At 71.4% G+C, this 26219-nt stretch carries 22 protein-coding genes; 11 read left to right on the top strand and 11 right to left on the bottom strand.

Features of this window, described 5'->3' with window-relative positions:
• Positions 1 to 22 precede the first annotated feature (22 nt).
• Positions 23 to 1558 carry an SPFH domain-containing protein gene (locus tag AB0H52_RS07280; RefSeq protein WP_151487676.1) on the top strand — a complete coding sequence of 512 codons (1536 nt, stop codon included), beginning with the start codon at positions 23 to 25 and terminating at the stop codon, positions 1556 to 1558.
• 76 nt (positions 1559 to 1634) lie between these two features.
• On the opposite strand, the gene AB0H52_RS07275 is transcribed toward AB0H52_RS07280, so the two are convergent.
• Complete coding sequence (locus tag AB0H52_RS07275) at positions 1635 to 3095, bottom strand: CCA tRNA nucleotidyltransferase (protein ID WP_151487677.1); 1461 nt, start codon at positions 3093 to 3095, stop codon at positions 1635 to 1637.
• 121 nt (positions 3096 to 3216) lie between these two features.
• On the opposite strand from AB0H52_RS07275, the gene murJ reads away from it, so the two are divergent.
• The 7 genes from murJ to AB0H52_RS07240 all read left to right on the top strand — a co-directional run bounded on the left by murJ (position 3217) and on the right by AB0H52_RS07240 (position 11593).
• Positions 3217 to 4974, top strand: coding sequence for a murein biosynthesis integral membrane protein MurJ (murJ, locus tag AB0H52_RS07270; protein ID WP_151487678.1), 1758 nt, complete (start codon positions 3217 to 3219; stop codon positions 4972 to 4974).
• 441 nt (positions 4975 to 5415) lie between these two features.
• Positions 5416 to 7023: a protein kinase family protein gene (locus AB0H52_RS07265; RefSeq protein WP_357945821.1), complete on the top strand. Its 1608-nt coding sequence runs from the start codon at positions 5416 to 5418 to the stop codon at positions 7021 to 7023.
• Positions 7024 to 7066: 43 nt separating this feature from the next.
• Positions 7067 to 7762 (top strand): RNA polymerase sigma factor SigM, encoded by a 696-nt coding sequence (sigM, locus tag AB0H52_RS07260; protein ID WP_151487680.1) that lies wholly within the window; start codon positions 7067 to 7069, stop codon positions 7760 to 7762.
• The gene (locus AB0H52_RS07255; protein ID WP_357945818.1) at positions 7759 to 8766 is read left to right on the top strand and encodes a hypothetical protein; all 1008 of its coding nucleotides are present in this window, start codon (positions 7759 to 7761) and stop codon (positions 8764 to 8766) included. The genes sigM and AB0H52_RS07255 overlap by 4 nt, the downstream gene beginning before the upstream one ends.
• A gap of 180 nt (positions 8767 to 8946) precedes the next feature.
• Positions 8947 to 9897: a thioredoxin-disulfide reductase gene (gene trxB, locus AB0H52_RS07250; protein WP_151487682.1), complete on the top strand. Its 951-nt coding sequence runs from the start codon at positions 8947 to 8949 to the stop codon at positions 9895 to 9897.
• 32 nt (positions 9898 to 9929) lie between these two features.
• Positions 9930 to 10253, top strand: coding sequence for a thioredoxin (trxA, locus tag AB0H52_RS07245; protein WP_053651673.1), 324 nt, complete (start codon positions 9930 to 9932; stop codon positions 10251 to 10253).
• A 173-nt stretch (positions 10254 to 10426) separates the two neighbouring features.
• A complete protein-coding gene (locus AB0H52_RS07240; RefSeq protein WP_151487683.1) occupies positions 10427 to 11593 on the top strand; it encodes an N-acetylmuramoyl-L-alanine amidase in 1167 nt (388 codons plus the stop codon).
• An 18-nt stretch (positions 11594 to 11611) separates the two neighbouring features.
• Here AB0H52_RS07240 and AB0H52_RS07235 read toward each other — a convergent pair whose 3' ends face one another.
• Entirely contained in the window at positions 11612 to 12277 is a 666-nt protein-coding gene (locus tag AB0H52_RS07235; protein ID WP_151487684.1) for a GNAT family N-acetyltransferase, read from the bottom strand.
• A gap of 285 nt (positions 12278 to 12562) precedes the next feature.
• On the opposite strand from AB0H52_RS07235, the gene AB0H52_RS07230 reads away from it, so the two are divergent.
• Positions 12563 to 13876: a PLP-dependent aminotransferase family protein gene (locus AB0H52_RS07230; protein ID WP_151487685.1), complete on the top strand. Its 1314-nt coding sequence runs from the start codon at positions 12563 to 12565 to the stop codon at positions 13874 to 13876.
• 7 nt (positions 13877 to 13883) lie between these two features.
• Positions 13884 to 14888 carry a D-alanine--D-alanine ligase gene (locus tag AB0H52_RS07225; protein WP_357945812.1) on the top strand — a complete coding sequence of 335 codons (1005 nt, stop codon included), beginning with the start codon at positions 13884 to 13886 and terminating at the stop codon, positions 14886 to 14888.
• A gap of 80 nt (positions 14889 to 14968) precedes the next feature.
• Here AB0H52_RS07225 and AB0H52_RS07220 read toward each other — a convergent pair whose 3' ends face one another.
• The 9 genes from AB0H52_RS07220 to rpmH all read right to left on the bottom strand — a co-directional run bounded on the left by AB0H52_RS07220 (position 14969) and on the right by rpmH (position 23585).
• Complete coding sequence (locus AB0H52_RS07220) at positions 14969 to 15925, bottom strand: hypothetical protein (RefSeq protein ID WP_357945989.1); 957 nt, start codon at positions 15923 to 15925, stop codon at positions 14969 to 14971.
• Positions 15926 to 17439: 1514 nt separating this feature from the next.
• Entirely contained in the window at positions 17440 to 18456 is a 1017-nt protein-coding gene (locus AB0H52_RS07215; protein WP_357945809.1) for a ParB/RepB/Spo0J family partition protein, read from the bottom strand.
• A 27-nt stretch (positions 18457 to 18483) separates the two neighbouring features.
• Positions 18484 to 19803 carry an AAA family ATPase gene (locus AB0H52_RS07210; protein ID WP_357945806.1) on the bottom strand — a complete coding sequence of 440 codons (1320 nt, stop codon included), beginning with the start codon at positions 19801 to 19803 and terminating at the stop codon, positions 18484 to 18486.
• 258 nt (positions 19804 to 20061) lie between these two features.
• Complete coding sequence (gene rsmG, locus AB0H52_RS07205; protein ID WP_192580093.1) at positions 20062 to 20745, bottom strand: 16S rRNA (guanine(527)-N(7))-methyltransferase RsmG; 684 nt, start codon at positions 20743 to 20745, stop codon at positions 20062 to 20064.
• A gap of 169 nt (positions 20746 to 20914) precedes the next feature.
• Positions 20915 to 21496 (bottom strand): R3H domain-containing nucleic acid-binding protein, encoded by a 582-nt coding sequence (locus tag AB0H52_RS07200; RefSeq protein WP_151487730.1) that lies wholly within the window; start codon positions 21494 to 21496, stop codon positions 20915 to 20917.
• Positions 21497 to 21723: 227 nt separating this feature from the next.
• Positions 21724 to 22710, bottom strand: a complete 987-nt coding sequence (gene yidC, locus AB0H52_RS07195) for a membrane protein insertase YidC (RefSeq protein WP_151487731.1) — start codon at positions 22708 to 22710, stop codon at positions 21724 to 21726.
• A gap of 2 nt (positions 22711 to 22712) precedes the next feature.
• Positions 22713 to 23000: a membrane protein insertion efficiency factor YidD gene (gene yidD / locus AB0H52_RS07190; protein ID WP_192580088.1), complete on the bottom strand. Its 288-nt coding sequence runs from the start codon at positions 22998 to 23000 to the stop codon at positions 22713 to 22715.
• Entirely contained in the window at positions 22997 to 23413 is a 417-nt protein-coding gene (gene rnpA / locus AB0H52_RS07185; RefSeq protein WP_151487691.1) for a ribonuclease P protein component, read from the bottom strand. Before rnpA ends, yidD begins: the two co-directional genes overlap by 4 nt.
• Before the next feature lie 34 nt (positions 23414 to 23447).
• Positions 23448 to 23585 (bottom strand): 50S ribosomal protein L34, encoded by a 138-nt coding sequence (gene rpmH / locus AB0H52_RS07180; protein ID WP_007453904.1) that lies wholly within the window; start codon positions 23583 to 23585, stop codon positions 23448 to 23450.
• Positions 23586 to 24224: 639 nt separating this feature from the next.
• Between rpmH and dnaA the strand changes: the two genes are divergently transcribed.
• Positions 24225 to 26054 (top strand): chromosomal replication initiator protein DnaA, encoded by a 1830-nt coding sequence (gene dnaA / locus AB0H52_RS07175; protein ID WP_151487692.1) that lies wholly within the window; start codon positions 24225 to 24227, stop codon positions 26052 to 26054.
• The last annotated feature ends 165 nt before the right edge of the window (positions 26055 to 26219 follow it).

Here is a 26219-nt window from a genome sequence, read left to right as displayed (position 1 = left end):
TCTCACAGACGGGACGTCATCCATGCCCCTGCTGATCGCCATCGGCGGCGCGGTCCTCCTCGTACTCATCCTGGTGTTGTTCGTGCTCTCCCGGATCAAGGTGGCCGGGCCGAACGAGGCGTTCATCGTCACCGGCCGCAAGGGCCGCACCACGCAGACCGCCGACGGCGCCCGATCCACCGACAACTCCGGGCAGAAGGTCGTGCTGGGCGCCTCGGTGTTCGTGCTACCGGTGGTGCAGAAACTCCAGTCTCTGGACCTGTCCAGCCGGCGGATCGACGTCGGCATCCGGGGCGCGGTGAGCAAGCAGGGCATCCGCGCCGACCTGCACGGCGTGGCGATCGTCAAGGTCGGCGGCACCGAGGACGCGATCCGGGCCGCCGCCCAGCGGTTCCTGCACCAGCAGGACGAGATCGACAACTTCACCCGGGAGGTGCTGGCCGGCGCGCTGCGCTCGATCGTCGGCCGGCTCACCGTCGAGGAGGTCATCCGGGACCGGGCGGCGTTCGCCAGCGCGGTCGCCGAGGAAGCCGAACACTCGATGACCAACCAGGGTCTGGTGCTGGACACCTTCCAACTCCAGGACATCCTCGCCGAGGGCTCCTACCTGCAGGACCTGGGCCGGCCGGAGGCCGCCCGTGTCCTCAAGGACGCGGCGATCGCCGAGGCGCGGGCCCGGCAGCAGGCCGAGCAGGAGCGGCTGCTCGCCGAGGAGGCCATCGCCGAGGCGAACCGGAACCTGGCCCTCAAGCAGGCCGGCATCCAGGCGGAGATCGACGCGGCGAAGGCGAAGTCCGCCGCGGCCGGGCCACTCGCCCAGGCGGAGCGGGACCAGGCGATCCTCTCCGAGCAGCAGAAGGTCGCCGAGCGCAACGCCGAACTCAAGCAGCGCCAACTGGACACCGAGGTGCGCAAGCCGGCCGACGCGGCCCGGTACAAGGTGGAGCAGGAGGCCGAGGCATCCCGCAACGCCGCCGTGCTGAACGCCGACGCGCAGCGCCAGGCCGTGATCGCCGCCGCGCAGGCCTCCGCCGAGCAGGCCCGGCTCACCGGTGAGGGCGAGCGGGCGCGACGGGCCGCGCTCGCCGAGGCCAACGCCATCGAGGGCGCCAAGGAAGGTGAGGCCGAGCAGCGGCGGCGCTCCGCCATCGCCGAGGCCGTGGAGCGGGAGGGTCAGGCCGAAGCGGCGGCCATCCTGGCCAAGGGTGAGGCCGAGGCCGACGCGATGGCGCGCAAGGCCGAGGCGTTCGCCGCGTACGGCGAGGCGGCGGTCCTGGACCTGCTGGTCAAGGTGCTGCCGCAGGTCGTCGAAGCGGCCAGCGCCCCGATCGGGGCGATCGACAAGATGACCGTCATCTCCACCGACGGCGCGTCGTCGCTGACGAAGTCGGTGGCCGGCAACGTGGCCCAGGGGCTCCAGCTCGGCAGCGACCTCACCGGCATCGACCTGGCCGGTCTGCTCGCCCGGCTCGGCTCGGCGTCCACCCCCGGTGGCAACGGCACCTCGACCGGCAAGGGCGTTGCCTCCGTCGACGGGACGGCCGTCGAGACGCGCTGACGCCGTACGCCGACGGGTGCCGCTCCCGGGGTCGGGGGTGGCGCCCGTCGGCGTACTCGATCAGGCCCTCGGCGGGCTACTCGATCAGGCCCTCGGCACGCGCCCAGCGCAGCAGCTCCGCCTCGGCGGCGTCGCGGTCCAGCGGGCCGTGCTCGAGGCGCTGCTCCTTGAGGTGCTTCCAGGCCCGTCCGACGACCGGCCCCGGCGGTACGCCGAGCAGCTCCATGATCGCGTTGCCGTCCAGGTCGGGGCGGACCCGCGCCAGGTCCTCCTCGGCCGCGATCCGGGCGATCCGGTCCTCCAACGCGTCGTAGTCGGCGGCGAGCTGAGCCGCCTTACGCCGGTTGCGGGTGGTGCAGTCCGAGCGGGTCAGCTTGTGCAGCCGGGGCAGCAGGTCACCCGCGTCGGCGACGTAGCGGCGCACCGCGGAGTCGGTCCACTCGCCCCGCCCGTACCCGTAGAAGCGCAGGTGCAGCGCGACCAGCGCGGTCACCTTCGCGGTGATCTCCTTGGGGTAGCGCATCGCCTTCATCCGGGCCTTGGTCAGCCGGGCGCCCACCACCTCGTGGTGGTGGAAGCTGACCCGGCCGTCGGACCCGACGGCCTTCGTCGCCGGCTTGCCCACGTCGTGCATGAGGGCCGCCATCCGCAGGATGAAGTCGCAGCCCTCCTCCTCGAAGGAGACCGCGTTCTCGACGACCGTCAGCGTGTGCTCATAGACGTCCTTGTGCTGGGCGTGCTCGTCGATCTCCAGCTTCAGCCCGGTGAGCTCCGGTAGGAACCGCTCGGCCAGCCCCGTGTCGACCAGCAGCCGCAGGCCGGTGATCGGGTCGGCGCCGCAGAGCAGCTTGGTGAACTCGTCACGGATCCGCTCGGCGGTGATCCGGTCCAGGTCCGCCGCCATCTCACTCATCGCCCGGTGCGCGTCGAGGTGGACGACGAAGCCAAGCTGGGCGGCGAAGCGCGCGGCCCGGAGCATCCGCAGCGGATCGTCACCGAACGACTCACGCGGCGTGCTGGGGGTACGGATCAGCTTGGCCGAGATGTCCTCCAGCCCGCCGTGCGGATCGGCGAACCGGTGATCGGGGAGGCTGACCGCCATCGCGTTGATCGTGAAGTCGCGCCGCTTCAGGTCCTCGTCGAGGCTGGTGCCGTACACCACCACCGGGTTGCGGCTGACCTGGTCGTACGACTCGGCCCGGAAGGTGGTGATCTCCAGCCGGAGGCCGTCGCGCTGGGCGCCGATGGTGCCGAACTCGCGGCCGGTATCCCAGATCGACTCGGCCCAGCCCTTGAGGATCCGCAACGTCTCGTCAGGGTGAGCGTTTGTACAGAAGTCGAGGTCGTCGCCGAGCCGACCGAGCAGCGCGTCCCGGACCGAACCGCCCACCAGGTGCAGCTCGTAACCGGCACGGACGAAACGACGGCCCAGCTCGTCGGCGACCGGGGAGACCCGGAGCAGTTCGGCGACGGCGTTGCGCTGCGCGGCGGTGAGATCGCGGCGGGCGGCGGCGTGGGGAGCGGAGGCTTCGGACATGGGATCGCCAGCTTATCGGGCCCGGTCAGCATCGCGTTCGCCGGACGCCGTAACGACCGATTGACTATAATTTGTCCCATTCGGGTCGATGCCCGGCTCGTGTACCTCTGGGAGGCTGGAGATGAGCGGCGGGCTCGACCGCAGCGCGGACGCCCTGCGGGACGGCGGTGCGGAAGCCGAGGTCCGCCCCTCCGACAGCGCCACCTTCATCTCCGCCGAGCCGCTGAACCAGCCGGCCATGGAGTCGACCGCCCCTCCGCAGGAGCAGGTGGACGAGGCGAGCGCGGCGACCAACAGCGCGGTGATGGCGATCGGCAGCCTGGTCAGCCGGGGCACGGGCTTCCTGCGTACGTTGGCGTTGACCGCCGCGCTGGGTGGCGCGCTGGTCGGCGACGCGTACACGACGGCGCAGATCCTGCCCGGCATGGTGTACGAGTTCCTACTCGGCGGCATCCTCACCAGTGTCCTGATCCCGGTGCTGGTCCGCCGCCGGAAGTGCGACAGCGACGGCGGCCAGGCGTACGCCCAGCGGTTGTTGACCCTCGCGGTGCTGACCCTGGGGGCGGCGACCCTGCTGGCGGTGCTGTCGGCGGGCCTGCTGACCAAGCTCTACGCCGGCGACGACACCGGGAAGAACTTCCGGGATCTGGTCACGGCCCTGTCCTACCTGATGTTGCCGATGATCTTCTTCACCGGCCTCAGCGCGTTGATCAGCGCGGTGCTCAACACCCGGGGGCACTTCGCCGCCCCGATGTGGGCGCCGATCCTGAACAACATCGTGGTGATCGGCACGGCCGGGCTCTACATCGCGATTTTCGGCGCGGAGATCGTCCGGCCCGACGAGATGACCACCGGCCGGATCGTGTTGATCGGCGGCGGCACCCTGCTCGGTGTCGCCATCCAGGCCGCCGGGCTGCTGCCGGCACTACGCAAGGTCGGCTTCCGCTGGAAGCTGCGGTTCGATTTCCGCACCCTGGGGCTGCGCGAGCTGGGCCGGCTCGGTGGCTGGATGGTCTGCTACGTCGCGGTGAGCCAGGTCGGCCTGATCGTGCTGTTCAACCTGCTCAACCGGGCCGGCAAGGAGAACGCCGCCGGCCCACTGATCTACAACAACGTGTTCCTGCTGCTGATGATGGCGCACGGCATCATCGCCGTCTCGATCATCACGGCGCTGATGCCCCGGATGAGCGCGGCCGCCGCCGACGGCCGGTACACCGACGTCGCCGACGACCTGTCGCAGGGCACCCGGACCGTCTCGGCGGTGCTCGCCCCCATCGCGGTCTGCTACGCGGTGCTGGCCACCCCGCTGTCGGTGACGCTGTTCCGCTACGGCGCGTTCACCGACGAGAACACGGCCGACACCTCGCTGGTGCTGCTGCTGGCCGCGCTGGCACTGGTGCCGTTCGCGATCAGCCAACTCTTCATCTTCGCCTTCTACGCCCTGCCGGACACCCGCACCCCGGCACTGATCAACATTCCGGTGGTGGCGTTGCGGATCGGCGTGCAGGTGGTGCTCTACGTCGCCTTCGCCGCCCACTTCGCCGCGGCCGGAATGATGATCGGCAACGCGGTGTCCTACCTGGCTGCGGCATTCGCCTCGGCCTGGCTGCTGCGACCCCGGGTCGGCCGGATCGGGATGGGTGCCATCCTGCGCACGCTCGGACGGGTGGCGGTCGCCGCGCTGGGTGCCGCCCTGGTCGGGCTGCTCGTGGTGAGTCTGCTGCCCGGCGGCGACACGCCGAGCCGGATGCAGGCCGTGCTCCAGCTCGTGATCGGCGGCGTGGTGATCGGCGGGACGTACCTGGGCCTGGCCGTGGTGCTGCGGATCGGGGAGATCACCGAGGTGGTCGGTATGGTCCGCCGCCGCTTGAGTCACTGACCGCCAGCATCCGATCACACGGTGGCCCACCACGGAACGTGACCGCAGATCACCAGCCTGGGGATGCACCTGTGGATAACTCCGCGATTCGCCGGTCAACAACCGGATCGTCCTGTGGATAACCAACCGTACGGATGAGCGTGGTCCCCCGATCGGTGGGAACATGCCGGTGAGCGAAGGTGCCATTCAGGGTCGGCCCCGACGTCGGCCGCTTGCGATGAAGCCGTAGATTAGCTAGTACATGTGCCAGCAACGTGGCTGACAACGGTAGTAATCGGACGACTTCCCCGACTCCCGGCACCCCGCCGGGTACGGCGGGAAGATGACATGTCGGGGAGACGGGCAACCCGGGTAAGGTCGCTCTCGACGGGTACGGCAGGCGCCGACGCTGGGCGTCGGCATCGGTCGGCCGGTTCCTTCGACGGCAGAGCGGGAAGCCACATGCCCAGCAGTTCGGGTCCATCGATCGACACGATCACCGAGGGAGGACGGGTGACCCAGGTCGGCGAGGGTCAGGAGGCGGACGAGAGCGCTCCGCCGGTCATGACCTTCGGTGCTCCCACGGCCGGTGAAATCCTCGCCGAGCGTTACGAGCTGGTCGAGCACATCAACAACGACAGCGCGGGTCGGCTGGTCTGGCGCGGGGTCGACGTCATCCTGCGCCGTCCCGTCGCGGTCGTGCTGCGCTACCCGGGTGGCGACTCCGCCACCGAGATGCTTCAGGCCGCCGTCGCGGCGAGCCGTGTCATCCATCCCAACCTGGTCGGCGTCTACGACGCGATCGACGAGGCCGAGCGGGCGTACGTGGTCCGCGAGTGGGTGGACGGGCAGTCGCTGCGCGACCTGGCGACCGAGGGACCCCTGGACCCGGCTCGCGCCACCGCGATCGGCAACGCCGCCGCGAGCGCGCTCGCCGCGGTGCACGCCACCGGGATGGTGCACGGCAACGTCCACCCCGGCACCGTCATGATCAGCGACGAGGGCCGTGTGGTGCTGGCCGACGCGCGCACCGACGGCGCCGACAGCCAGGAGAACGACATCCGGGCGGTCGGCGGCATCCTCTACTTCGCCCTGACCGGTCACTGGCCGCACGCCGAGGCACCACTACGCGGTGCCACCGCGGGCCACGGCCGGGCCGCCATCCCGGACGCTGTCCGGGACGCCGCCGGCGCCATCGCGGCACCTCGCCAGGTCCGGGCCGGTGTGCCCGCATACCTGGACGACCTGACCATGGATCTGCTCGACGCCGAGATCGCCCCGCCCTCGTCAGACGTGCTCGCTGCCGAGCTGGCCCGCCTGGACGTGCCGGCCGAGGATGAGCACTACCTCGACAACAGCGGCCCGCTGCGGTTCGCCGCCGACACCGAGGAGGAGCCGTCGCCGCTGGCCGCGGCCGGCGGTCGCAAGGTCGCCGTGGGCATCGCCAGCCTGTTGGTGGTCGCCCTGGTCGGTCTGCTGATCGGGATCAGCGCCCTCGGCGGTGACGACAAGGAGCAGCAGGCCAACCCGGTCGCCACGCCCACCTCCGGCGCGCCGACCGGTGACGCCACTCCGGCCGCCGCCACGGCGCACAAGCTGACCGTGAAGAGCGTGCGGATCATCGACCCGTACAGCAAGGACCGCAGCGAGGTCGACGGCGCCGACAAGGTCATCGACGGTGACGATGACAAGGGCTGGGAGACCGAGACCTATCGGGGCTGGCCCAACTTCGGCAACCTGAAGAAGGGCATGGGCGTCTGGATCGACCTGGGCCAGCCGCGCAACGTCAAGTCGGTCCAGGCGGTGCTCTCGGCCACTGGCGCGTCCGCGCAGCTCCTCGCCGGCACCACCAACCCGCCGTCCAGCTCCAGCGGCGACAAGCAGCTGGTCGGCAGCTACAAGACCGCGATCGGCCAGCCGTTCGAGGACCACGACGGCACCACCATGACGTTCAACGGCTTCGACGCCGACACGAAATACCGGTACCTGCTGTTCTGGATCACCGAGCTGCCCCCGGCCGAGGGTGGTTTCAAGCTGGGGGTGCAGGAGATCACGGTCCAGGGGTCGTGAGCCCGGCACCTCCGCCGTGGCACCACATCCGTAGGACGTGGTGATGGACGGGCGCGACGCCGCAACGGATCTGGAGCTGCTGCGCGCCCACGTCGACGGCGACCGGGACGCCTTCGCCGAGTTGTTCCACCGGCACCGCGACCGGCTGTGGGCGGTGGCCCTGCGGACGCTCGGCGACCGCGAGGAGGCGGCGGACGCCCTCCAGGACGCCCTGCTGTCCGCGCACCGGGCCGCCGGGCGCTTCCGCGGCGACTCGGCTGTCACCACCTGGCTGCACCGGATCGTGGTCAACGCCTGCCTCGACCGGATCCGGCGCCGCCAGGCACACCCGACCGTGCCGCTGCCCGACGGCGACCGGGCCGGGGACGGCTCCGGCACCAGGGGCGTGGAGCCGGCCGCACCGGTGCAGGACCACGACACCGCGCTGGTGGTCCGCGACGCTCTCGCCACCCTGCCCGTCGAACAACGCGCCGCCCTGGTGCTGGTGGACGTGCAGGGCTACCCCGTCGCCGAGGTGGCCCGCATCCTCGGCGTCGCGGAGGGCACGGTGAAGAGCCGCTGCGCGCGGGGCCGCGCCCGGCTCGCGGTGGTGCTCGGGCATCTCCGCCCGACCCGGTCGGGTCCGCCCGGCCCGATCGCGGACGTGCCGGACGTCACCCCGGGGAACCCCCGCCCGGTAGAGGGCGTCGGATCGGGGCCGGGCCGTTACCGGCGGGACGCCAACCAGGAGGACACGTGACGACCGAGGGGTTCCGGGAGGTCGACGACGACCTGCTCGCTGACTACCTCGGCGGGGCGCTGGACGGCACGCCACAGCAGACCGAGGTCGCCCGGCTGGTGGACGAGGACCCGGCGTGGGCCGAGGCGCACGCCCGGCTGAGCGGCGCGCTGACGCAGGTGCACGCCGACCTGGCCGCCTGGGCCGACCCGTCCCCGGAGATGCCGTCGGAGATCGCCGACCGGCTGTCCGCGGCACTGGCCGCCGCACACGATTCGCCGGACGGGGCCTCGGCCGGCACGGACACCACGAACACCCCGGTTGTCGTGCCGTCCCAGGTCGGCTCCGGCCGCCGGCCGGCCGGATCGGCACCGTCCGAGCCGGATCGCGCCGCAGCCACCGGCCCGGGTCGCCGCCGACGCCGCTGGGCGCGGCGCGGTGCACCGGTGGCCCTCGCGGCGGCCGCGGTCATCACGGTCGCGCTGGGCCTCAACCAGCTCTCGACGGACACCTCGGACTCCGCCGGCACCAGCGCCCTGGACCGGCCGGCCAGCGCGCCCGAGGGCGCGGCGGCGGCCGGAGCGGTCCGCACCACAGGGCCGGCACTACGCAGCGGTACGAACTACGACCCGCAGACCTTCGGCGACGCGCAGAGCGGACCGGCGCCCTACCGGGCCACCGACATCCCCAGCCGCACGCCCACCGGCGCCTCCGGCGACGCCCCCGCCGAGCAGCCCGAGGTGGATGCCGAGGGCGGCCGGCGACCCGCGCCGGACGGCCTCAACCAGCTGGCCCGCCTGACCGACGAGACCGCGCTGACCGCCTGCCTGGCCGACATCGCGGCGGAGCACGGTTCCGCACCGCTGGTGGTCGAGGTGATCGACTACGCGCAGTTCCAGGGCGAGCAGGCGTTGATCGTCCGGTTCACCGACTCGACCGGGGCCCGCTGGGCCTGGGTGAGCGGCCCGGAGTGCGGCGTCCCCGGGTCCGCCTCGGACACGCGGTATTCGACGCGGGTAGGGTGAATCCACGGTCACCGGTGTGATGACCCTCTACGTGACCTGACCCACCGGATGCCCGGCTCGGGAATCCCCGGTTCGTACGATGACGTTCTGGAAGTCAGCTGCCGGCACCCTCCAGGCGTCGGCACTCGGATCGGCGTCGGTGCGCACCAACGCCGAACACACACAACGCGGGAGACGGCAGTGGACGAGGTCCGCAACCTGATCATCATCGGCTCCGGGCCGGCCGGTTACACGGCGGCGGTCTACGCCGCACGCGCCAACCTGAAGCCGCTGATCATCGAGGGCGTCCAGTCCGGTGGCGCGCTGATGACCACCACCGAGGTGGAAAACTTCCCCGGCTTCGCCGACGGCATCCTCGGCCCCGAGCTGATGGACAACATGCGCAAGCAGGCCGAGCGGTTCGGCGCCGAGTTCCTCACCGACGACGTGACCCGGGTCGAGCTGGTGGACACCGGCGACGCCGGTTCCGGCGCGGTGAGCACCGTCTGGGTCGGCGAGACCGCGTACCGGGCCCGTTCGATCATCCTCTCCACCGGTTCGGCCTGGCGTCCGCTGGGCGTGCCCGGCGAGCAGGAGTACCTGGGCCACGGTGTTTCCGCGTGCGCCACCTGTGACGGGTTCTTCTTCCGTAACCAGCACATCGTGGTTGTCGGCGGCGGTGACTCGGCGATGGAGGAGGCCACGTTCCTCACCCGTTTCGCCGACACGGTCACCATCATCCACCGGCGTGACTCGTTCCGGGCCAGCAAGATCATGGCCGACCGGGCGCTGAGCAACGAGAAGATCAAGGTCGAGTGGAACAGCACCGTCGAGGAGATCCTCGGCGATGACGGCAAGGTCACCGGCGTACGGGTTCGCAACGTGCACACCGGCGAGACCAAGGTGATGGACGTGACCGGCGTGTTCGTCGCCATCGGTCACGACCCGCGCAGTGAGCTGTTCCGGGACCAGGTCGAGCTGGACGACGAGGGCTACGTGAAGGTCCAGGCGCCGAGCACCCGCACCAACGTGCCCGGTGTCTTCGCCGCCGGCGACGTGGTCGACCACACCTACCGCCAGGCGATCACCGCGGCCGGCACCGGCTGTGCCGCCGCGCTCGACGCCGAGCGGTTCATCGCGACGCTCAGCTGAAACAGGAAACACATCCCGGAGGAGGGGCAATAGTGGGAAATACCAAGGCTGTCACGGACAAGAGCTTCGTCGCCGACGTGCTGCAGGCCGACAAGCCGGTTCTGGTGGACTTCTGGGCCGAGTGGTGCGGCCCCTGCCGCAAGGTGTCGCCGCTCCTTGAGGAGATCGCCGGCGAGATGGGCGACCGGGTCAGCATCGTCAAGCTCAACATCGACGAGAACCCGGAGACCGCCCGTGCCTACCGGGTCATGTCGGTGCCGACGCTCACCGTGTTCAAGAACGGCCAGCCGGTGCAGTCGATCGCCGGTGCCAAGCCGAAGGGCGAGCTGGTCCGACTCATCGAATCGGCGCTCTGACCAGTAGAAACAGCACCGAACCCCGTACCCGTCAAGGGGTGCGGGGTTCGGTCTTTTTCGGGTCGGAGCCGGCGGCGTTTTTCCCGGCCCGCGCCCCCTCACCGCCGGAGAACGCATAGCCTCAAGCCGAGGCCGCCGCCCGGCCAGCCACCGTCGTGCAGAGGGGGTCGTGCGTGCGTCCGATCCGACCCGGTGACCGGGGACCAGCGGTCACGGAGATCCGTACCATCCTCACCGGCCTCGACCTGCTCGCGTCCACCGCCGGTCCGGACGCCGACGAGTTCGACCTCGACACCGAACGGGCCGTCCGCGCGTTCCAGCAGTCCCGGGGGCTCAGCGTCGACGGCCGGGTCGGAACGGAAACCTGGGGTGCGCTGGACGCCGCCCGCTGGCGGCTCGGCGCCCGCACCCTCTACCACGCGGTGCCCGACCCGCTCACCGGCGAGGACGTCCGGTCGCTCCAGGAGCGACTGCTGGAAATGGGGTACGACGTGGGTCGCGCGGACGCCATCTACGGCATCCGGACCTCCCGTGCGGTGGCCCAGTTCCAGCGGGAGGTCGGGCTCACCCCCGACGGGTCCTGCGGGCCGCACACGATGAACGCGCTGCGTCGGATCGGCCGCAAGGTCGTCGGTGGCCGCCCCCAGTGGCTCCGCGAATCCGACGCCATCCGGCAGTCCGGGCCGGCGCTGGTCGGCAAGACCGTCGTCATCGACCCCGGGCACGGCGGCACCGACCCGGGCATGGTGGTGCCGGACGGGCCGCTGCGCTGGACGGAGGCGGACCTGGTGCACGACCTGGCCAGCCGGCTGGAGGGGCGGCTCGCCGCGGCTGGGGTGCGGGTGCAGCTGACCCGGGGTCCGTCGCCCGACAGCTGCCTGCCGGACACCGACCGGGCGCTGCTGGCCAACTCGCTCGGCGCCGACGTGTTCATCTCGCTGCACCTCGACGGGCACGCCAACCCGGACGCGGAGGGGGTGGCGACCTACCACTACGGCACCGACAACGGCGTGACCTCGGCGACCGGCGAACGGTTGGCCGGGCTGGTGCAGCGGGAGATCGTCGCGCGGACCGGGCTACGGGACTGCCGTACGCACGCCAAGGCGTGGGACCTGCTGCGGTTGACGCGGATGCCGGCCGTACGCGTCGAGGTCGGCTACCTCACCTCGCCGACCGACCGCGCCCGGCTGGTCGACCCCCGGTTCCGCGACCGGGTGGTCGAGGCGATCGTGGCCGCGGTGCAGCGGATGTACTACCCGATCGAGCGGGACGTGCCGACCGGCTCGCTCGACGTCAGCGAACTGCGTGCGGTGGTGACCGCCGCCACGGTGGTCACCTGATCTGCCGCGAGGCGTCGGTCAGCCGCCGGTGGCACGGGTCGCAGGAGCGGGACGGACCGGACGGAGCAGGGTTTCCGGGCTCATCGAGCCGAGCAGCTTCTCCAACGCGTACTCGACGTCGGATTTCCAGCTCAACGCGGTCCGCAGTTCAAGTCGCAGCCGGGGAAACCGGGGATGCGGACGGACGGTCTTGAACCCGACGGAGAGGAAGAAGTCGGCCGGCGCGACGCAGCCACCCGCAGGGTCGTCCGCGTCGCCGAACTTCGCGTCACCGAACGCCTCGATCGCCTTGATCCCCCGCTTGGTCAGGTCCCGTGCGACGCCCTGCACCAGCATCCGGCCCAACCCACCACCGGCGAAGGCGGCCACCACGTTCGCCGTCATCAGCAGCGCCGCGTCGGCGGAGACCGGCGACGTCGGGAAGGCCATCGAGCGGGGCACGTAGGCCGGCGGGGCGTACATCACGAAACCCGCCGGCATGCCGTCGACGTACGCGAGCTTGCCGCAGGAACCCCACTCCAGCAGGGTCTGGGAGACCCACGCCTCCTTCTCCAGACCCGGGTCACCGGCGGCGCAGGCCCGGTCGGCGGAGACCGGATCAAGCTCCCAGTAGACGCACTGCCGGCAGGGGCGAGGAAGGTCCTCAAGCGTGTCGAGGGTCAGGCTGACCAGACGTCGCGACATATGGCGCATCCCCACAATAGGCTCGGTGGTGAGGCCGGCACGCAACGACAGCGCCGCCTTCCTGTCCCCGACGAGCGATCGTACGCCGCCGATCGGCGGTACGGGAGGGGACGCGCAGATCGCCACCGCACCGAGGGATGGTCCGGGATGTGGACGATCCGTCACGGAGGGCCAGCACCCTGGCCAGAGGCGACTAGGATCGACAATCGGTGTCCCGACCGCCATGGTCGCCCGCGTGCGGGGTACCCGGACGGGAGCCACCCGAGCAGTGATCGAGGTGAGGTCATGACCGGCACGACACTCGACGACTACACCGACCGGTACGCCCGGCGGGTACGCGGGATGACCGCCTCGGAGATCCGAGCACTCTTCGCGGTGGCCAGCAGGCCGGAGGTCGTCTCACTCGCCGGCGGGGCACCGTACATCGCCGCCCTGCCGCTCGACGCGGTCGGCGAGATGCTCGGCCGGCTCGGCTCCGAGCACGGCGTCACCACCCTTCAGTACGGCATCGGCCAGGGCACCCTGGAGCTGCGCGAGCGGATCTGCGAGGTGATGGCGCTCTCCGGGATCGACGCCGGATGCGGCGCCTCCCCGGAGGACGTGGTGGTCACCGTCGGCGGGCAGCAGGCACTGGACCTGGTGGCCCGACTCTTCCTCGACCCGGGTGACGTGGTGCTCGCCGAGGGGCCGACCTACGTCGGCGCGCTCGGAGTGTTCCAGGCTGCCCAGGCCCAGGTCGTGCACGTACCCATGGATGCCGACGGGCTGATCCCGGAGGCGCTGGAGACGGCCATCGCCGACCTGGCGCGCGCGGGCCGTCGGGTGAAGTTCCTCTACACGATCCCCACCTACCAGAACCCGACCGGCGTGACCCTCAGCGAGGAGCGCCGCGAACGGGTGCTCGACATCTGCGAGCGCGCCGGTCTGCTCGTCGTCGAGGACGACCCGTACGGCCAGCTGGGGTTCGAGGGTGAGGCGCCGGCACCGTTGCGCGCCCGCCGCCGCGACGGGGTGTTCTACCTGAGCACCTTCTCCAAGACCTTCGCGCCGGGTCTGCGGGTGGGCTGGATCCTGGCGCCGCACGCGGTCCGCGACAAGCTGGTCATCGCCAGCGAGGCGCAGATCCTCTGCCCCAGCGGCTACGCCCAGGCGGCGGTGGCCACCTACCTCGGCACGATGCCGTGGCGGCAGCAGCTCAAGGTCTACCGCGAGGTCTACCGGGAGCGGCGCGACGCGCTGCTCGACGCGATGGCGGACCTGATGCCCGAGGGCACCAGCTGGACGACACCGGCCGGCGGCCTCTTCGTCTGGGCCACCCTGCCCGACGGGCTCGACTCGAAGGCGATGATGCCGCGCGCGGTCGCCGCCCGGGTCGCCTACGTGCCCGGCACCGGCTTCTACGCGGACGGCACCGGCACGAGCACCATGCGACTGAACTTCAGCTTCCCGCCGCCGGAGCGGATCCGCGAGGGCGTCCGCCGGCTGGCCGGCGTCATGGAGCAAGAGATCGCGATGCGCCGCGTCTTCGGTGCCGTGGGCGGCGCCGCGGGTCGGCGCGGCCAGGCCGGCTCCGACGTGCCAGGTCCTGACTTGGCATGATGCCGGCATGGGTACGACAGCTGCCGAGCGCCTCCTCGTGACCGATCCCGCCGTCTCGGCCGACCTGCGTGTGCTGGTCCTCGCCGGCGGGCTCTCCTACGAGCGGGACGTGTCGCTGCGCTCGGGCCGCCGGGTGCTCGACGCGCTGCGTGCCGTCGGTGTCGAGGCGGAACTGCGGGACGCCGATGTCGCACTGCTGCCAGCCCTCACCGCCGACCCGCCGGACGCCGTGGTGATCGCACTGCACGGTGCGACCGGCGAGGACGGCTCGCTGCGCGGTGTGTTGGATCTGTGCGACGTCCCGTACGTCGGCTGTGACGCGCGCGCCTCCCGGCTGGCCTGGGACAAACCGTCGGCCAAGGCGGTGCTCCGCGAGGCCGGCATTCCCACTCCCGACTGGGTGGCTCTCCCGCACGACCGTTTCTCCGAGCTTGGCGCGGTGGCCGTCCTGGACCGGATCGCCGACCGTCTCGGCCTGCCCCTGATGGTCAAGCCGGCGCAGGGCGGGTCGGGGCTGGGCGGTGCGGTGGTTCGGGAGGCCGCGGCGCTGCCCGCCGCGATGGTGGGCTGCTTCGCGTACCACTCGACGGCGCTCGTGGAGCGGTACGTGCCCGGCATGGACGTGGCGGTCTCCGTAATCGACCTCGGCGACGGCCCGCAGGCGCTGCCGCCGGTGGAGATCGTGCCCCGCAACGGCGTGTACGACTACGCCGCCCGCTACACGGCCGGGCGGACCACGTGGCACGCCCCGGCCCGGTTGGATCCGGACGTGGCCGCCACGGTCGCGGACGTGGCGCTCGCCGCGCACACCGCTCTCGGCCTACGGGACCTGTCCCGGGTCGACGTGATCGTGGACGCCGCGGGTCAACCGCACGTCCTGGAGGTCAACGTCTCACCCGGCATGACCGAGACGTCGCTGCTGCCGCTCGCCGTGCAGGCGGCGGGCCTGGACTTCGGCCGGCTCATCGGCTCTCTGGTCACGCGGGCCGCCGCCCGCCTCGCCACGTCCTGATCCTCACGGCGCGACCCGGCACCGCCTGCCGACTTCGAGGTTGGCGGCCGCACGTCCGGTGCCACCGCCAACCTCATCGGTCAACGACCGGACGACGCGTCCTCCGGTGCCTCACGCCCGCTGCCGGCCGGGGTGTCGACAGTCCTTGCCGTGCGGGTGCCACGGTCGGGGCTGGCCGAGCCCGAGGTGCCGCCGTTCTCCGGATCGGCGTCGTCGTCGGCACGTGCGGTGGCCGCGTCTTCGGGGTTGGCCCGCTCGGTGACCGTGCCTTCGGGGTTGGCCCGTCCGGTGACCGTGCCTGCGCGGTCGGTGGCCGTGCCTTCGGCGTTGGCACGTCGGGCGGTGCTGTCGCCGACGTTGGCTGGTGTACCGGTGGCGGGGTCGGTGTCCGGCGGGGAACCGGCGACACCCTCCGCCGACTCGCCGCCGGTGGACAAGGACGCCTCCGATTCGGCCCGGACGGTGGTGCTGTTCACGGTCGACGATCCGCGCCCGGCGTGGGCGGCGCCCACGGTCGCGGGGACAGCATCGGTGACCGCGTCGTCGTCGCCCTCGCCGTCGGTCCCGATAGTGATGTCGGACGCGGGCTCCGGGATCTCCTCGGCCGCCTCGATCACCGACACGGCTTCCGCCTCGGCGGCGGCGTGGGCCGCGGCGGACTGGGCCAGCAGGCTGGACGGCGCCTGCCACTGGATGCGGGGCGGCTCGGCGAGCGGCCGGCCACCGAACTCCGCGAGCCACGCGGCGACGAGCGCCAGATTTTCCCGCCACTGGGCCTCGGAGATCGGCGGCAGGATCGAGTCCCACAGGGACAGGAACGTGCCGCGCAACTGAAGTCGGCCGTACGGCCGGGCCAGGAACCACATGTGCAGGTGCGCGGAGCCGTCACCCCACCGGTTGACGTGCACTCGGGCGACACCGTCGAGTGAGCGGATGGCCCGCTCCAGACGGACGGTCATCACGCCCAGTTCGGCGGCGAGCAGGTTCGGTAGGTCGCCCAGGTCGAGGTGGGTCCGCGATTCGAGGATGAGCACCATGGGCAGGCCGGTGGGCCGGTCCATGGCGCGTACTCGCCAACGCTCCCCGACCCAGATGTAGGCGTCGTCTGGTGCGTTGCAGGCGGTGCATTCCCGGAGGCCCTCGCCCTTGCGTGGCGGTTCGACCGGGACCGGGTCGTCGAGCTGCTTCACACGCAGGTCACCCTCGAAGGGGAACGAGGGCCACTGGGTGAAGTCCGGGACTGAGGGAGGGGTGTCGTGCACGACGCTGACCCTAACCGAGTCTGGCACCGCTGTCCCTACCCGATTGATCGCTCCCGACCGACCAGGTCAACGTTCACCGTCGATCGGTTCCCGGGTCGACGCCGCCCGGTCGAGGGGATATCCACAGGCTGCCGAGATCCCCAACACAGGCCGTCATCCACAGGCTGGCACCCGCTTTCACGCGCTGTTTCACGTGAAACGGGGGGTGCCTGTGGACAACCGGTGTGGATAACTTTTCGGGCCCTCGTTCGTTGCGTGCGGACCGCCCGGATCCGTGTTGTCGAGACGCGTGCGGACGGCCGCGCGGAGCGGCTCGGGTGCGCCGGCCGGCCCTACACCTCGACAGCCTCGGACACCGGGCCGACGGTCCCGGGCGGCCTCCCGCGCGATGGTCGGGTGACCCATCCCGGCACCCGGGCGGCGCCAGTAGTTCGGCACGGGGTTCGCCGTCGGCGGGCACGTCTCTCGCGGCAGGTCGGACCCCGCACACCCGATTCTCGGAGATGGTGGGTCGGCGGACTGAGGCGTGCACGCCCGAGGTAGGCCCGGCACGCCTGAGGCAGTTCCGGGCATGCCCGAGGCAGTGCCTCGGGTACGCCCGGCCCACCCGAGGCAGTGCCGGGTACGCCCGGCCCACCCGAGGCAGTCGCAGCCCGCCCGAGGCAGTCCCGGCACGGCCGGGCGCCCGAGTCATGCCCGGCGTGCCCGAGTCATGCCCGATCGGCGGGGGGAGGCGAGCCGGCGAAGGTGGTTCGGTCGAAGCCAGGCGCGGCGTATCTGCGGCGCGGACACACGCACAACAGCGCGCAGAGCGACGAGGACGTCGGGGATGGACGTGATCAGGCATGACCCACCCCCTCGCCGACCTACAGGCCGGTAGGAGGCTACTGGACGGGCTGCGCGACCCCTCCCATGGTGATCCTCGGACGTCCGCATCCAGCGGGTGCCGGGCGGGCGCTCGGTTTCACGTGAAACGAGCGCGGCGGAGCGTCGCGGCCGCCGTGTCGGGTACCCGCGCGAGTCCAGCGGCGGAGAGCGGTGTCCACGAGTCGACCACTCAACTCCGGTCGCCGTTTCACGTGAAACGGGGACGGCAGCGTCAGACGCAGAACGGCCGCGCCCGATGGAGCGGGATCACAGCGTCAGACGCAGGACGGGCCGCGCCCGATGGAGCGGGATCGCAGCGTCAGACGCAGGACGGGCCGCGCCGCGAGGGAGCGGGACCGCAGCGTCAGACGCAGAGCGGCCGCGCCCCGAGGGAGCGCGGCCGCGAGCGACGGGGAGAGAGGTCAGTCGCCGCTCTCCTCCTGCTGTACTCCGATGATGCCGACGATCCGCTCAAGGTCGTCGACCGTGGCGAACTCGATCGTGATCTTGCCCTTGCTCCGGCCGATGTCGACCTTCACCCGGGTGTCGAACCGGTCGGACAGCCGGTCGGCGAGATCGGAGAGGGCGGGCGCGTGCGGCTTCGGACGACGCTTCGCCGCCTGCCCCTTCGCCGGACCGTCGTTCAGCGTCAGGGCCACGATCTCCTCGGTCGCACGGACCGAGAGACCCTCGGCCACGATCCGCAGCGCCAACTGCTCCTGAGCGTCGGACTCGTCGAGGCTCAGGAGGGCGCGGGCATGACCCGCCGAGAGGATGCCGGCGGCGACCCGCCGCTGCACCTGCGCCGGCAGGTTCAGCAGTCGGATGGTGTTGGAGATCTGCGGACGGCTCCGGCCGATCCGTCGGGCGAGTTCCTCGTGGGTGGCACCGAACTCCTCCAGCAGCTGCTGGTAGGCGGCGGCCTCCTCCAAGGGGTTCAGGTTGGCCCGATGGATGTTCTCCAGCAACGCGTCGCGGAGCATGGCGTCGTCGCGGGTGTCCCGGACGATCGCGGGAATGTTCTCCCGCCCCACGGCCTGGGCGGCACGCCAGCGCCGCTCGCCCATCACCAGTTCGTACTTCTCGTCGTCGAGCTGCCGGACGACGATCGGCTGGAGGAAGCCGACCTCCTGGATCGAGGTCTTCAGCTCCTCCAGCGCCTCCTCGTCGAAGACCTGGCGGGGCTGCTTCGGGTTGGGCACGATCGCGTCGACCGGGATCTCGGCGAACCGGGCGCCGGGCACCGGGCTCAGCGCCAGTTCAGTCTCCGCCGGCGGCGCGGTAGAGACTGTCGCCGGTGTCGGTTCGAGGGCGGCGCCCTCGTCATCGACGAGCCCGTTCTCCGGCTCGGCCGTCGCGGTACCGACGCCGTTCACCGGCCCGGTCGGGATGAGCGCCCCCAGGCCCCGACCCAGACCGCCCCGAGGACGGTTCTTCATGCCACGCCTCCCAGCGACTCTTCCGCACTACGCATTCCGGCCCACCGGCTCCTTGACGCCCCGCTCGGCGATCTCCTGGGCGGCCTCGAAGTAACTCGTGGCTCCCCGCGATCCGGGATCGTAGGTCATCACCGACTGGCCGTAGCTGGGTGCCTCGGAGACCCGGACGTTGCGGGGGATGACCGCCTGGAGGACCTTGTCGCCGAAGTGGTTCCGGACGTCCTGCTCGACCGCGTCCGCCAACCGGGTACGGCGGTCGTACATCGTCAACAGGATCGTGGAGACGTCGAGCTTCGGGTTGAGGTGCTGCCGTACCAGGTTGATGTTGTTGATCAGCTGGTTGAGCCCCTCCAGGGCGTAGTACTCGCACTGGATGGGGATCAGCACCTCCTGCGCGGCGACCAGGGCGTTGACCGTGAGCAGGCCGAGCGAGGGCGGGCAGTCGATGAAGACGTAGTCGAACTGGCCCGGATAGGCGGCGATGGCCCGATCCAGACGCGATTCGCGAGCGACGACGGACACCAGCTCGATCTCCGCGCCGGCGAGGTCGATCGTCGCCGGTACGCACCACAGGTTGGGGATGCCCTCGACCGCCTGCGCGACCTCGGACAGCGGCACGCTGTTGATAAGGCAGTCGTAGACGTCCGGGATGCCGGTGTGGTGCGGGACGTTGAGCCCGGTGGAGGCGTTGCCCTGCGGGTCGAGGTCGACGACGAGCACCCGGTTGCCGTGCAGGGCGAGTGCCACCGCAAGGTTGACCGTGGTCGTGGTCTTGCCCACGCCGCCCTTCTGGTTGGCGACGCACATGACCCGGGTCCGGTCCGGCCGAGGCATGGTCACCTCGCCACTGGGATTCAGGATCTGCACGGCGCGCATCGCCTCCATAGCCAACGGTGGGTCATCCTCTTCGCGCGTCGGGGTTTCACGTGAAACGTACGTGGGATCGGCCGCCATAGCAGCCAGCGACTCGGCCGACCCGACCGGCGCGTCGGCGACCACCGGCGCGGCGTCCCGAGCGACCGCCGCGGTGGGTTGGTGCGGGACCGCCGGCTCGAAACGCACCGCCGCTGCGGTGTTCCGCCGTCCGACCGTCTGCCGCACGTCGACGGCGTTGACCGGTCGGGTGAGCCCTTCGGACGCCCGTCGAGTAGTCATCGGATCCGGGCTCTCCGGTCCGACCGGCTGGCCCGCCGGATCGTCGCTCGACACCAGCGGATCGCTGTCCGCTGGTCGGGGCGACGGCCCGGGCTCGCCGGGCGACCAGCTCGGGTAGTCGGTTTCACGTGAAACAGGGTCGCTGGTTGACCCGATCACGCGTGGATCGTCGTACCTGCCGTCGTCATGCACCTGTCATCCCTGCCCGCTTCGGATGGTCGGTCCGCGCCCCGGTCAACTTGGCCGCACCCGCGCTCGCACCCCGGAGCGTACGGCCCCTCGGGAGCGGTCGGAGACCTACGACGTCCGTCGCCCGCTCCACACTATCGACGCGCGGTCAGCCTACGGCGGACGGGCGTGGCCGGTCCACGTCGGGTTCTCATACCCTCGTTCCATCCGTACCGGTACAACGAGGCAACCCGTCGGCCGGACGCCCGATGGCGCACAGGGTCAGCGGCGGCGGGCCCGTCCGCCCCGGGTCCGCTTGCTGGCGGTGGGGCGGGCCGGGCCGACCATCCGCTCGCGCACGATCTCCACGACGGTCGTGGGCGGGTCGATGACTCCGACACCGCAGAGGTGCACGGTGGGCTCCCCTCCGCCGACCCGCGCCACCACGTCGGCGTGCTCCTCGATCTCCGCGGCGGCGGATGATCCCTTGAGGGCCAGGAGCCGGCCGCCGCGCACCGCCAGTGGCAGGCTCCAGGTCGCCAGGCGGTCCAGTGGTGCGACCGCGCGGGAGGTCACGACGTCGCCGCTGATCGGCTCCCGTCCGCTCGACCCACTGGCGGCCTCGTCGGCCCGACCCCGGAACACCCGTACCGATCTGGTCAGGCCGAGCCGCTCGACGACCTCGATGAGGAACGACGTCCGTCGCGCGAGCGGTTCGATCAGCGTGACCGTCAGGTCGGGGCGCGCGATGGCCAGGACCAGGCCGGGCAGGCCGGCGCCGGAGCCGACGTCGAGCACGGTCGCCGCGGTCGGGATCCGCTCGGCGACCGCGGCGCAGTTGAGCAGGTGCCGGTCCCAGATCCGGGGCGCCTCGCGGGGGCCGATCAGGCCGCGGACCACCCCGTCGGTGGCGAGCAGTTCGGCGTACGCGGCGGCCAGGTCGAGCCGGTCGCCGAAGAGGGTCAGTGCCGCCGGGGCGAGCTCGGCCGGGAGAGCCGCGTCGACCGGGGACGGGGCGGCGTCGTCCTGCGCCGGGGCGTTGCCGGTGTGGTCGGGGCGGACAGCGGACGGCCCGGGCGGCGTGCCGCCCGGGCCGGTCACGGCGTCGGCCGTGGCGTCGTCGTGTGTCACCCGATCAGTCCGCCGGCCGTACGACGATGCGCCGGTTCGGCTCGACACCCTCGGACTCGCTCTCCACGCCGGACATGGCGTTCACCACGTCGTGCACGCACTTGCGCTCGAACGCGGACATCGGCTCCAGCCGGACCGGCTCGCCGTACTCCTTGACCTTCTCGACGGCGTTCTTGGCGACCGCGGCCAGTTCCTTGCGGCGGTTCGCCCGGTAGCCGCCGACGTCGAGCAGCAGGCGGCTCGGAGTCCCGGTCTGCCGGAAGACGGCGAGCCGGGTCAGCTCCTGGAGTGCCTCCAGGGTGGCCCCGCGCTGACCCACCAGGTTCTGCAGGCGCGCGCCGACCACCTCGACCACCGGGCGGCCGCCGGCCACCAACTCGTCGATGTCACCGTCGTAGTCGAGGATGTCGAGGAGCCCTTCGACGTAGTCGGCTGCGATCTCGCTCTGCCGGAACAGGTCGCCCTCGCCCGTGGCCTTCTTCGCCCGGCCGCCGGCGGTGGTCTCGGTGTCGTCGGTCTCGGCGTCGTCGTCCACCGCGAGCGGTGCGGTCTCCTCCTCGTCCAGGGACTGCTCGGCGCGGGGCATGCTGGTCTCGGTCACGGTCTCATCTCCGTACTCGCTCGGCCGGACCGTCGGGTCCGACTGGTTTCCCGGGGCCGGCTGGAGGTCGCCGGTGCCCGCGGGCACGTCTGTACGGGCAGTGTCGCCCGTGGCCGCGTCAAGCGCGGTCGGTTCCGTCCGGCGCCGACCGTACGGCGGCTGCGCGGTGCGGAACGGGCCGCCGCCGGTTGCCCGACGACGGCCCGGACGAGTCAGCCCTGCCGCTTGGCGGGGCGGCTCTTCTTCGGGTTGGTGGGCTTGGCACCCGGCTTCGGGCCCGCCACCTTGGGCGCGGTGGCCTTCACCGGCGCCGGCGGGGCGGCCTTGGAGCGCCCGAACAGACCGGCGGACTTGGCGGGCTGGACCGGGTTGCGGCTGGCGGCCGGGGCGGTGGCCTTCTTGGCGGTCACCGGCGGCGGGAACTTGCGGAGCACCCACTGCTGCTGGCCCAGCGTGAAGAGGTTGTTGGTGACCCAGTAGATGATCACGCCGATCGGGAAGATCGCACCGGAGATCAGCAGCGACGCGGGGATGCCGTAGAGCATCAGTCGCTGGATCATCCGCTGCTGCGGGTCCTCGGCCCAACCGGTCTTGAGGATCATCTGACGGCTGGTCAGGTAGGTGGTCGCGATCATCACCAGGACGAGGACACCAGCAATGATCTTGACGGTGGTGCCGTTGGCGCCGAGGCTGGCCAGCTCGTCGGCCGTGGAGCCGAACTTGCCGGCGATCGGGGCGGTGAAGAGCTTCGCCTGCGAGGCGCTCTGGAACTGGTCGACGGTCCAGCCGTACAGGGTCTTGTTCTGCTTGTCCGGGTCGAGCCGGCGCAGCACGTGGAAGAGGCCGAGGAAGACCGGGATCTGGAGGAACATCGGAAGGCAGCCCATCAGCGGGTTGGCCTTTTCCTTCCGGTAGAGCTCCATCATCTCCTTCTGGAGCGTCTCCCGGTCACCCTTGTGCTTCTCCTGTAGCTCCTTGACCTTGGGCTGGAGCGCCTGCATCGCCCGCTGCGACTTGATCTGCTTGACGAAGACCGGGAACAGGATCACCCGGACGGTGACCACCAGGAAGATGATGGACAGGATCCAGGCGAAGTTGGTGCCGATCACCGCGCCGACGGGCACCCCGATGGCGTCCCACGCCGAGTGCCAGGTCAGCAGGATCCACGAAATCGCGTAGTAGATCCAGTCGAGACTCAGACTCAATTCGGGGCTCCAGTCACATCAGCACGACGGCGGCTGCCCGGCTCCGGCACCGGGTCATGTCCACCAGGGTGAAAGGGGTGGCAGCGCAGCAGCCGCCGGACCGCGAGGGCGGCTCCCCGGAGCGCGCCGTGGCGGGCGACGGCCTCCTGGGCGTACGCACTGCACGACGGGTAGAACCGACAGCGGGCCGGCAGCGCCGGACTTATCCACCGACGGTACGCGATGATGGGTGCGATCAGCACCCTGGCCGCACCGGTTGGCGCCGTGCCCGGGTCACCGCTCATCGGGACCGCCGTTGTCGGGGCGAACGCGCGACCGCGATGGCGGCGTCCAGGTCGGCGGCGAGCCGGGGGTACGACGCCTCGGCCGCCGCGGGCAGCGCCCGTACGACGAGGGTGCTGCCGGCCGGAAGTGCGGCCAGTCGGTCCCGGGTCAACGCCCGCAGTCGACGGCGCACCTGGTTGCGGACCACCGCGTTACCGACGGCCTTGGACACGACGAAGCCGGCGCGGGTCGACGCGGAGGACTGCTCCGCGTCAGCGTCCCGCGCCGGCTCCGGCGAGGTCACTGTGCTGGGGTCGATGGTCGCCGGCACGGTCAGATGGACCACGACGGCGCCTCGTCCGGCGCGTCGGCCACCGCGGACCGCTGCGGCGAAGTCAGTGCTGCGCCGCAGTCGCTGTGCGGCGGCCAGCACGACTGCCCACGTTCCCCGGACCGGCCCGGTCGGCTCAGGCCGACAGGGTGGTGCGACCCTTGGCGCGGCGGCTCGAGAGGATGGCACGGCCGGCACGGGTGCGCATGCGCAGCCGGAAGCCGTGGGTCTTCGCGCGCCGGCGGTTGTTCGGCTGGTAGGTGCGCTTGCTCACGTCAGGCTCTCCGTTTTCGTACGCGCCCCGGGCGACGGGATCGCCGGGGTCGTGGGGTGGTCCAGGCCACCTCGACGGTGGCCACCGATCGGTGCTGCCCGGCGGAGCGGGACCTCGGCGATGCGGGGATGCGGCCGCGGACAGCAAGCACCCATCACCCTAGCAGAGGGCGAGAGAGCAGCCGCTCCAGCCTACGCAGGGGGGCAATGACCGTCAAACACCCCGCTGCGGCGGACAACGGGTCCGGGCCGGGACTCGCCCGGGACCGAAGGGGCGGTTTTCGCTGATGCCGACAAGGGTGCCTTCGCGCCGCCGGTTGATGGCGCAGGGACAACGCTGTTACCGTGCCCGATTGCGGTGAGCGTCGGAAGCTCCGGTCGTCGCACAGGCAAGACCGGACAAGGTAGTGAATCGTTCGGCACGGTGAACCCGCTTCAGCGCCCGTTCAGGCAGGGGGCAGGTCCCACCCGCGTCCGACGGGCGGCCACCATCGGTCTGCACACAGGTTGTGGATAACCTGTGGACGACCACCGGTTGACGTCCGGGTGGGTGATGTTCCACCCGCGCACGCGGCGGGCCCGGGACGGCCGGCTGGCAGACAGCGGCGGCCGGGAGCAGAGGCGAGGGGGTGGCACGACGGTGGCCGGTACGACCGACCTTGCCGCGGTGTGGTTGGCGGCGACCGACGAACTCGCCGACGAGATCATCTCCGCTCAGCAACGCGCCTACCTCCGACTGACGCGGCTACGGGCGATCGTCGAGGACACCGCGCTGCTCTCCGTTCCGGACGCGTTCACGCGGGACGTGATCGAATCGCGGCTGCGCCCGGCCATCACCGAGGCGCTGACCCGCCGGCTCGGCCGACCGATCCAGGTGGCGGTCACCGTGCGGGTGGCCGAGGATGCCAGCGGCCGCCCGGCCGGCACCGTCTACCGCAGCACACCGGAGCCGGGGTCGATCGACGTCGAGGGTCCGCCCGCCGGACCGTTCGACGTCGAGCACCCTGGACGGCCGACAAACGACCCGGTCATCCCCGACCAGCAGCGCGTGCCGTACGCCCCGGAGTCCGGCGCCCCGCCGGCACCCGTCGGGCAGCCCCTCGCGCCGACGGCCGACGGGCACCGGTCGGGGCTGATCCCGGCCAGCCGTGACGGGCAGGAGGCGCTCTTCAGCGCGTCGTTCGTGGAGCCGTTGCGGTCGCCCCACCAGGGGCCGGACCGGCGCGGCTACGACGAGCAGGCCGCCCGCCTGGATCCGCCCGGCCCGGACACCCGGCCGTACGAGCCCCGCTACCGCGAGGAGGCGGCGACGCCGCGGGACCAGCACGTGATCCGCGCGCTGCCCCGGGACAGCGGAACGGACAGCGGCCCGGGTCGCAGCGGGGTGGACCACCGGGCGGGGGGTCGTGACGACCGCCGGCTGCCCGGCGCGGACACCGGCGGCAACCGGCTCAACCCGAAGTACATGTTCGAGACGTTCGTCATCGGCTCGTCCAACCGGTTCGCGCACGCGGCGAGCGTGGCGGTGGCGGAGTCACCGGCGAAGGCGTACAACCCGCTGTTCATCTACGGTCACTCCGGGCTGGGCAAGACCCACCTGCTGCACGCCATCGGGCACTACGCCACGACGCTCGGCAACGCCCGCTCGGTCCGGTACGTCTCGACCGAGGAGTTCACCAACGACTTCATCAACTCGCTCCGGGACGACAAGACCAGCGCGTTCCAGCGGCGCTACCGCGACGTCGACATCCTGCTGATCGACGACATTCAGTTCCTGGAGAACCGCGAGCGCACGCAGGAGGAGTTCTTCCACACCTTCAATACCCTGCACAACGCCAACAAGCAGATCGTGATCACCTCCGACCGGTCGCCGCGCCAGCTCGCCACTCTGGAGGACCGGATGCGCACCCGGTTCGAGTGGGGGCTGCTGGCCGACATCCAGCCGCCGGACCTGGAGACGCGGATCGCGATCCTGCAGAAGAAGGCAGCGCAGGAGCGGATGTACGCCCCGCCGGACGTGCTGGAGTTCATCGCCTCCCGGGTGTCGAACTCGATCCGGGAGTTGGAGGGGGCGCTGATCCGGGTGACCGCGTTCGCCAGCCTCACCCGGTCGACCGTCGAGTTGTCCCTGGCCGAGGAGGTGCTCCGGGACTTCATGCCCGACGGCGCCGGCCCGGAGATCAACGCCGACCAGATCATGGCGTCGACCGCCGACTACTTCGGGGTGAGCCTGGAGGACCTGCGTGGTCAGTCCCGCTCCCGGGTGCTGGTCAACGCCCGGCAGGTGGCCATGTATCTGTGTCGGGAGCTGACCGAGTTGTCGCTGCCGCGGATCGGGCAGGCGTTCGGCGGTCGGGACCACACCACGGTCATGCACGCCGACCGCAAGATCCGTCAGCAGATGGCGGAGCGGCGGTCGCTCTACAACCAGATCGCCGAGCTGACCAACCGGATCAAGCAGAACACCTGAGCGGTACGCCCGCCGCCTCGGCGGCACGTTGCCCGGGACGGACACGCCCGGCCGGATCTCCGGCCGGGCGTTGTTTTTTCCTTCTTCTGAGGGCTGCCCGCTTGACCCTCGACATGGTGCAGACCACAGCATCGAAGCCGTGTCCGCCTCGATTGCCGCTCGTTG

The sequence above is a fragment of the Micromonospora sp. NPDC050695 genome (assembly GCF_040654415.1).
GTDB lineage: Bacteria > Actinomycetota > Actinomycetes > Mycobacteriales > Micromonosporaceae > Micromonospora.
The sequence above is the reverse complement of the archived record's forward strand: the minus strand, read 5'-3'. Positions and strand labels throughout refer to the sequence as shown.

Bases quoted from the DNA above. Each gene is read 5' to 3' on its own strand.
- AB0H52_RS07280 (WP_151487676.1), top strand. From the start codon at position 23: ATGCCCCTGCTGATCGCCATCGGCGGCGCGGTCCTCCTCGTACTCATC.
- AB0H52_RS07275 (WP_151487677.1), bottom strand. From the start codon at position 3,095: ATGTCCGAAGCCTCCGCTCCCCACGCCGCCGCCCGCCGCGATCTCACC.
- murJ (WP_151487678.1), top strand. From the start codon at position 3,217: ATGAGCGGCGGGCTCGACCGCAGCGCGGACGCCCTGCGGGACGGCGGT.
- AB0H52_RS07265 (WP_357945821.1), top strand. From the start codon at position 5,416: ATGCCCAGCAGTTCGGGTCCATCGATCGACACGATCACCGAGGGAGGA.
- sigM (WP_151487680.1), top strand. From the start codon at position 7,067: ATGGACGGGCGCGACGCCGCAACGGATCTGGAGCTGCTGCGCGCCCAC.
- AB0H52_RS07235 (WP_151487684.1), bottom strand. From the start codon at position 12,277: ATGTCGCGACGTCTGGTCAGCCTGACCCTCGACACGCTTGAGGACCTT.
- AB0H52_RS07230 (WP_151487685.1), top strand. From the start codon at position 12,563: ATGACCGGCACGACACTCGACGACTACACCGACCGGTACGCCCGGCGG.
- AB0H52_RS07225 (WP_357945812.1), top strand. From the start codon at position 13,884: ATGGGTACGACAGCTGCCGAGCGCCTCCTCGTGACCGATCCCGCCGTC.
- AB0H52_RS07220 (WP_357945989.1), bottom strand. From the start codon at position 15,925: ATGGTGCTCATCCTCGAATCGCGGACCCACCTCGACCTGGGCGACCTA.
- AB0H52_RS07215 (WP_357945809.1), bottom strand. From the start codon at position 18,456: ATGAAGAACCGTCCTCGGGGCGGTCTGGGTCGGGGCCTGGGGGCGCTC.
- AB0H52_RS07200 (WP_151487730.1), bottom strand. From the start codon at position 21,496: ATGCCCCGCGCCGAGCAGTCCCTGGACGAGGAGGAGACCGCACCGCTC.
- yidD (WP_192580088.1), bottom strand. From the start codon at position 23,000: ATGAGCGGTGACCCGGGCACGGCGCCAACCGGTGCGGCCAGGGTGCTG.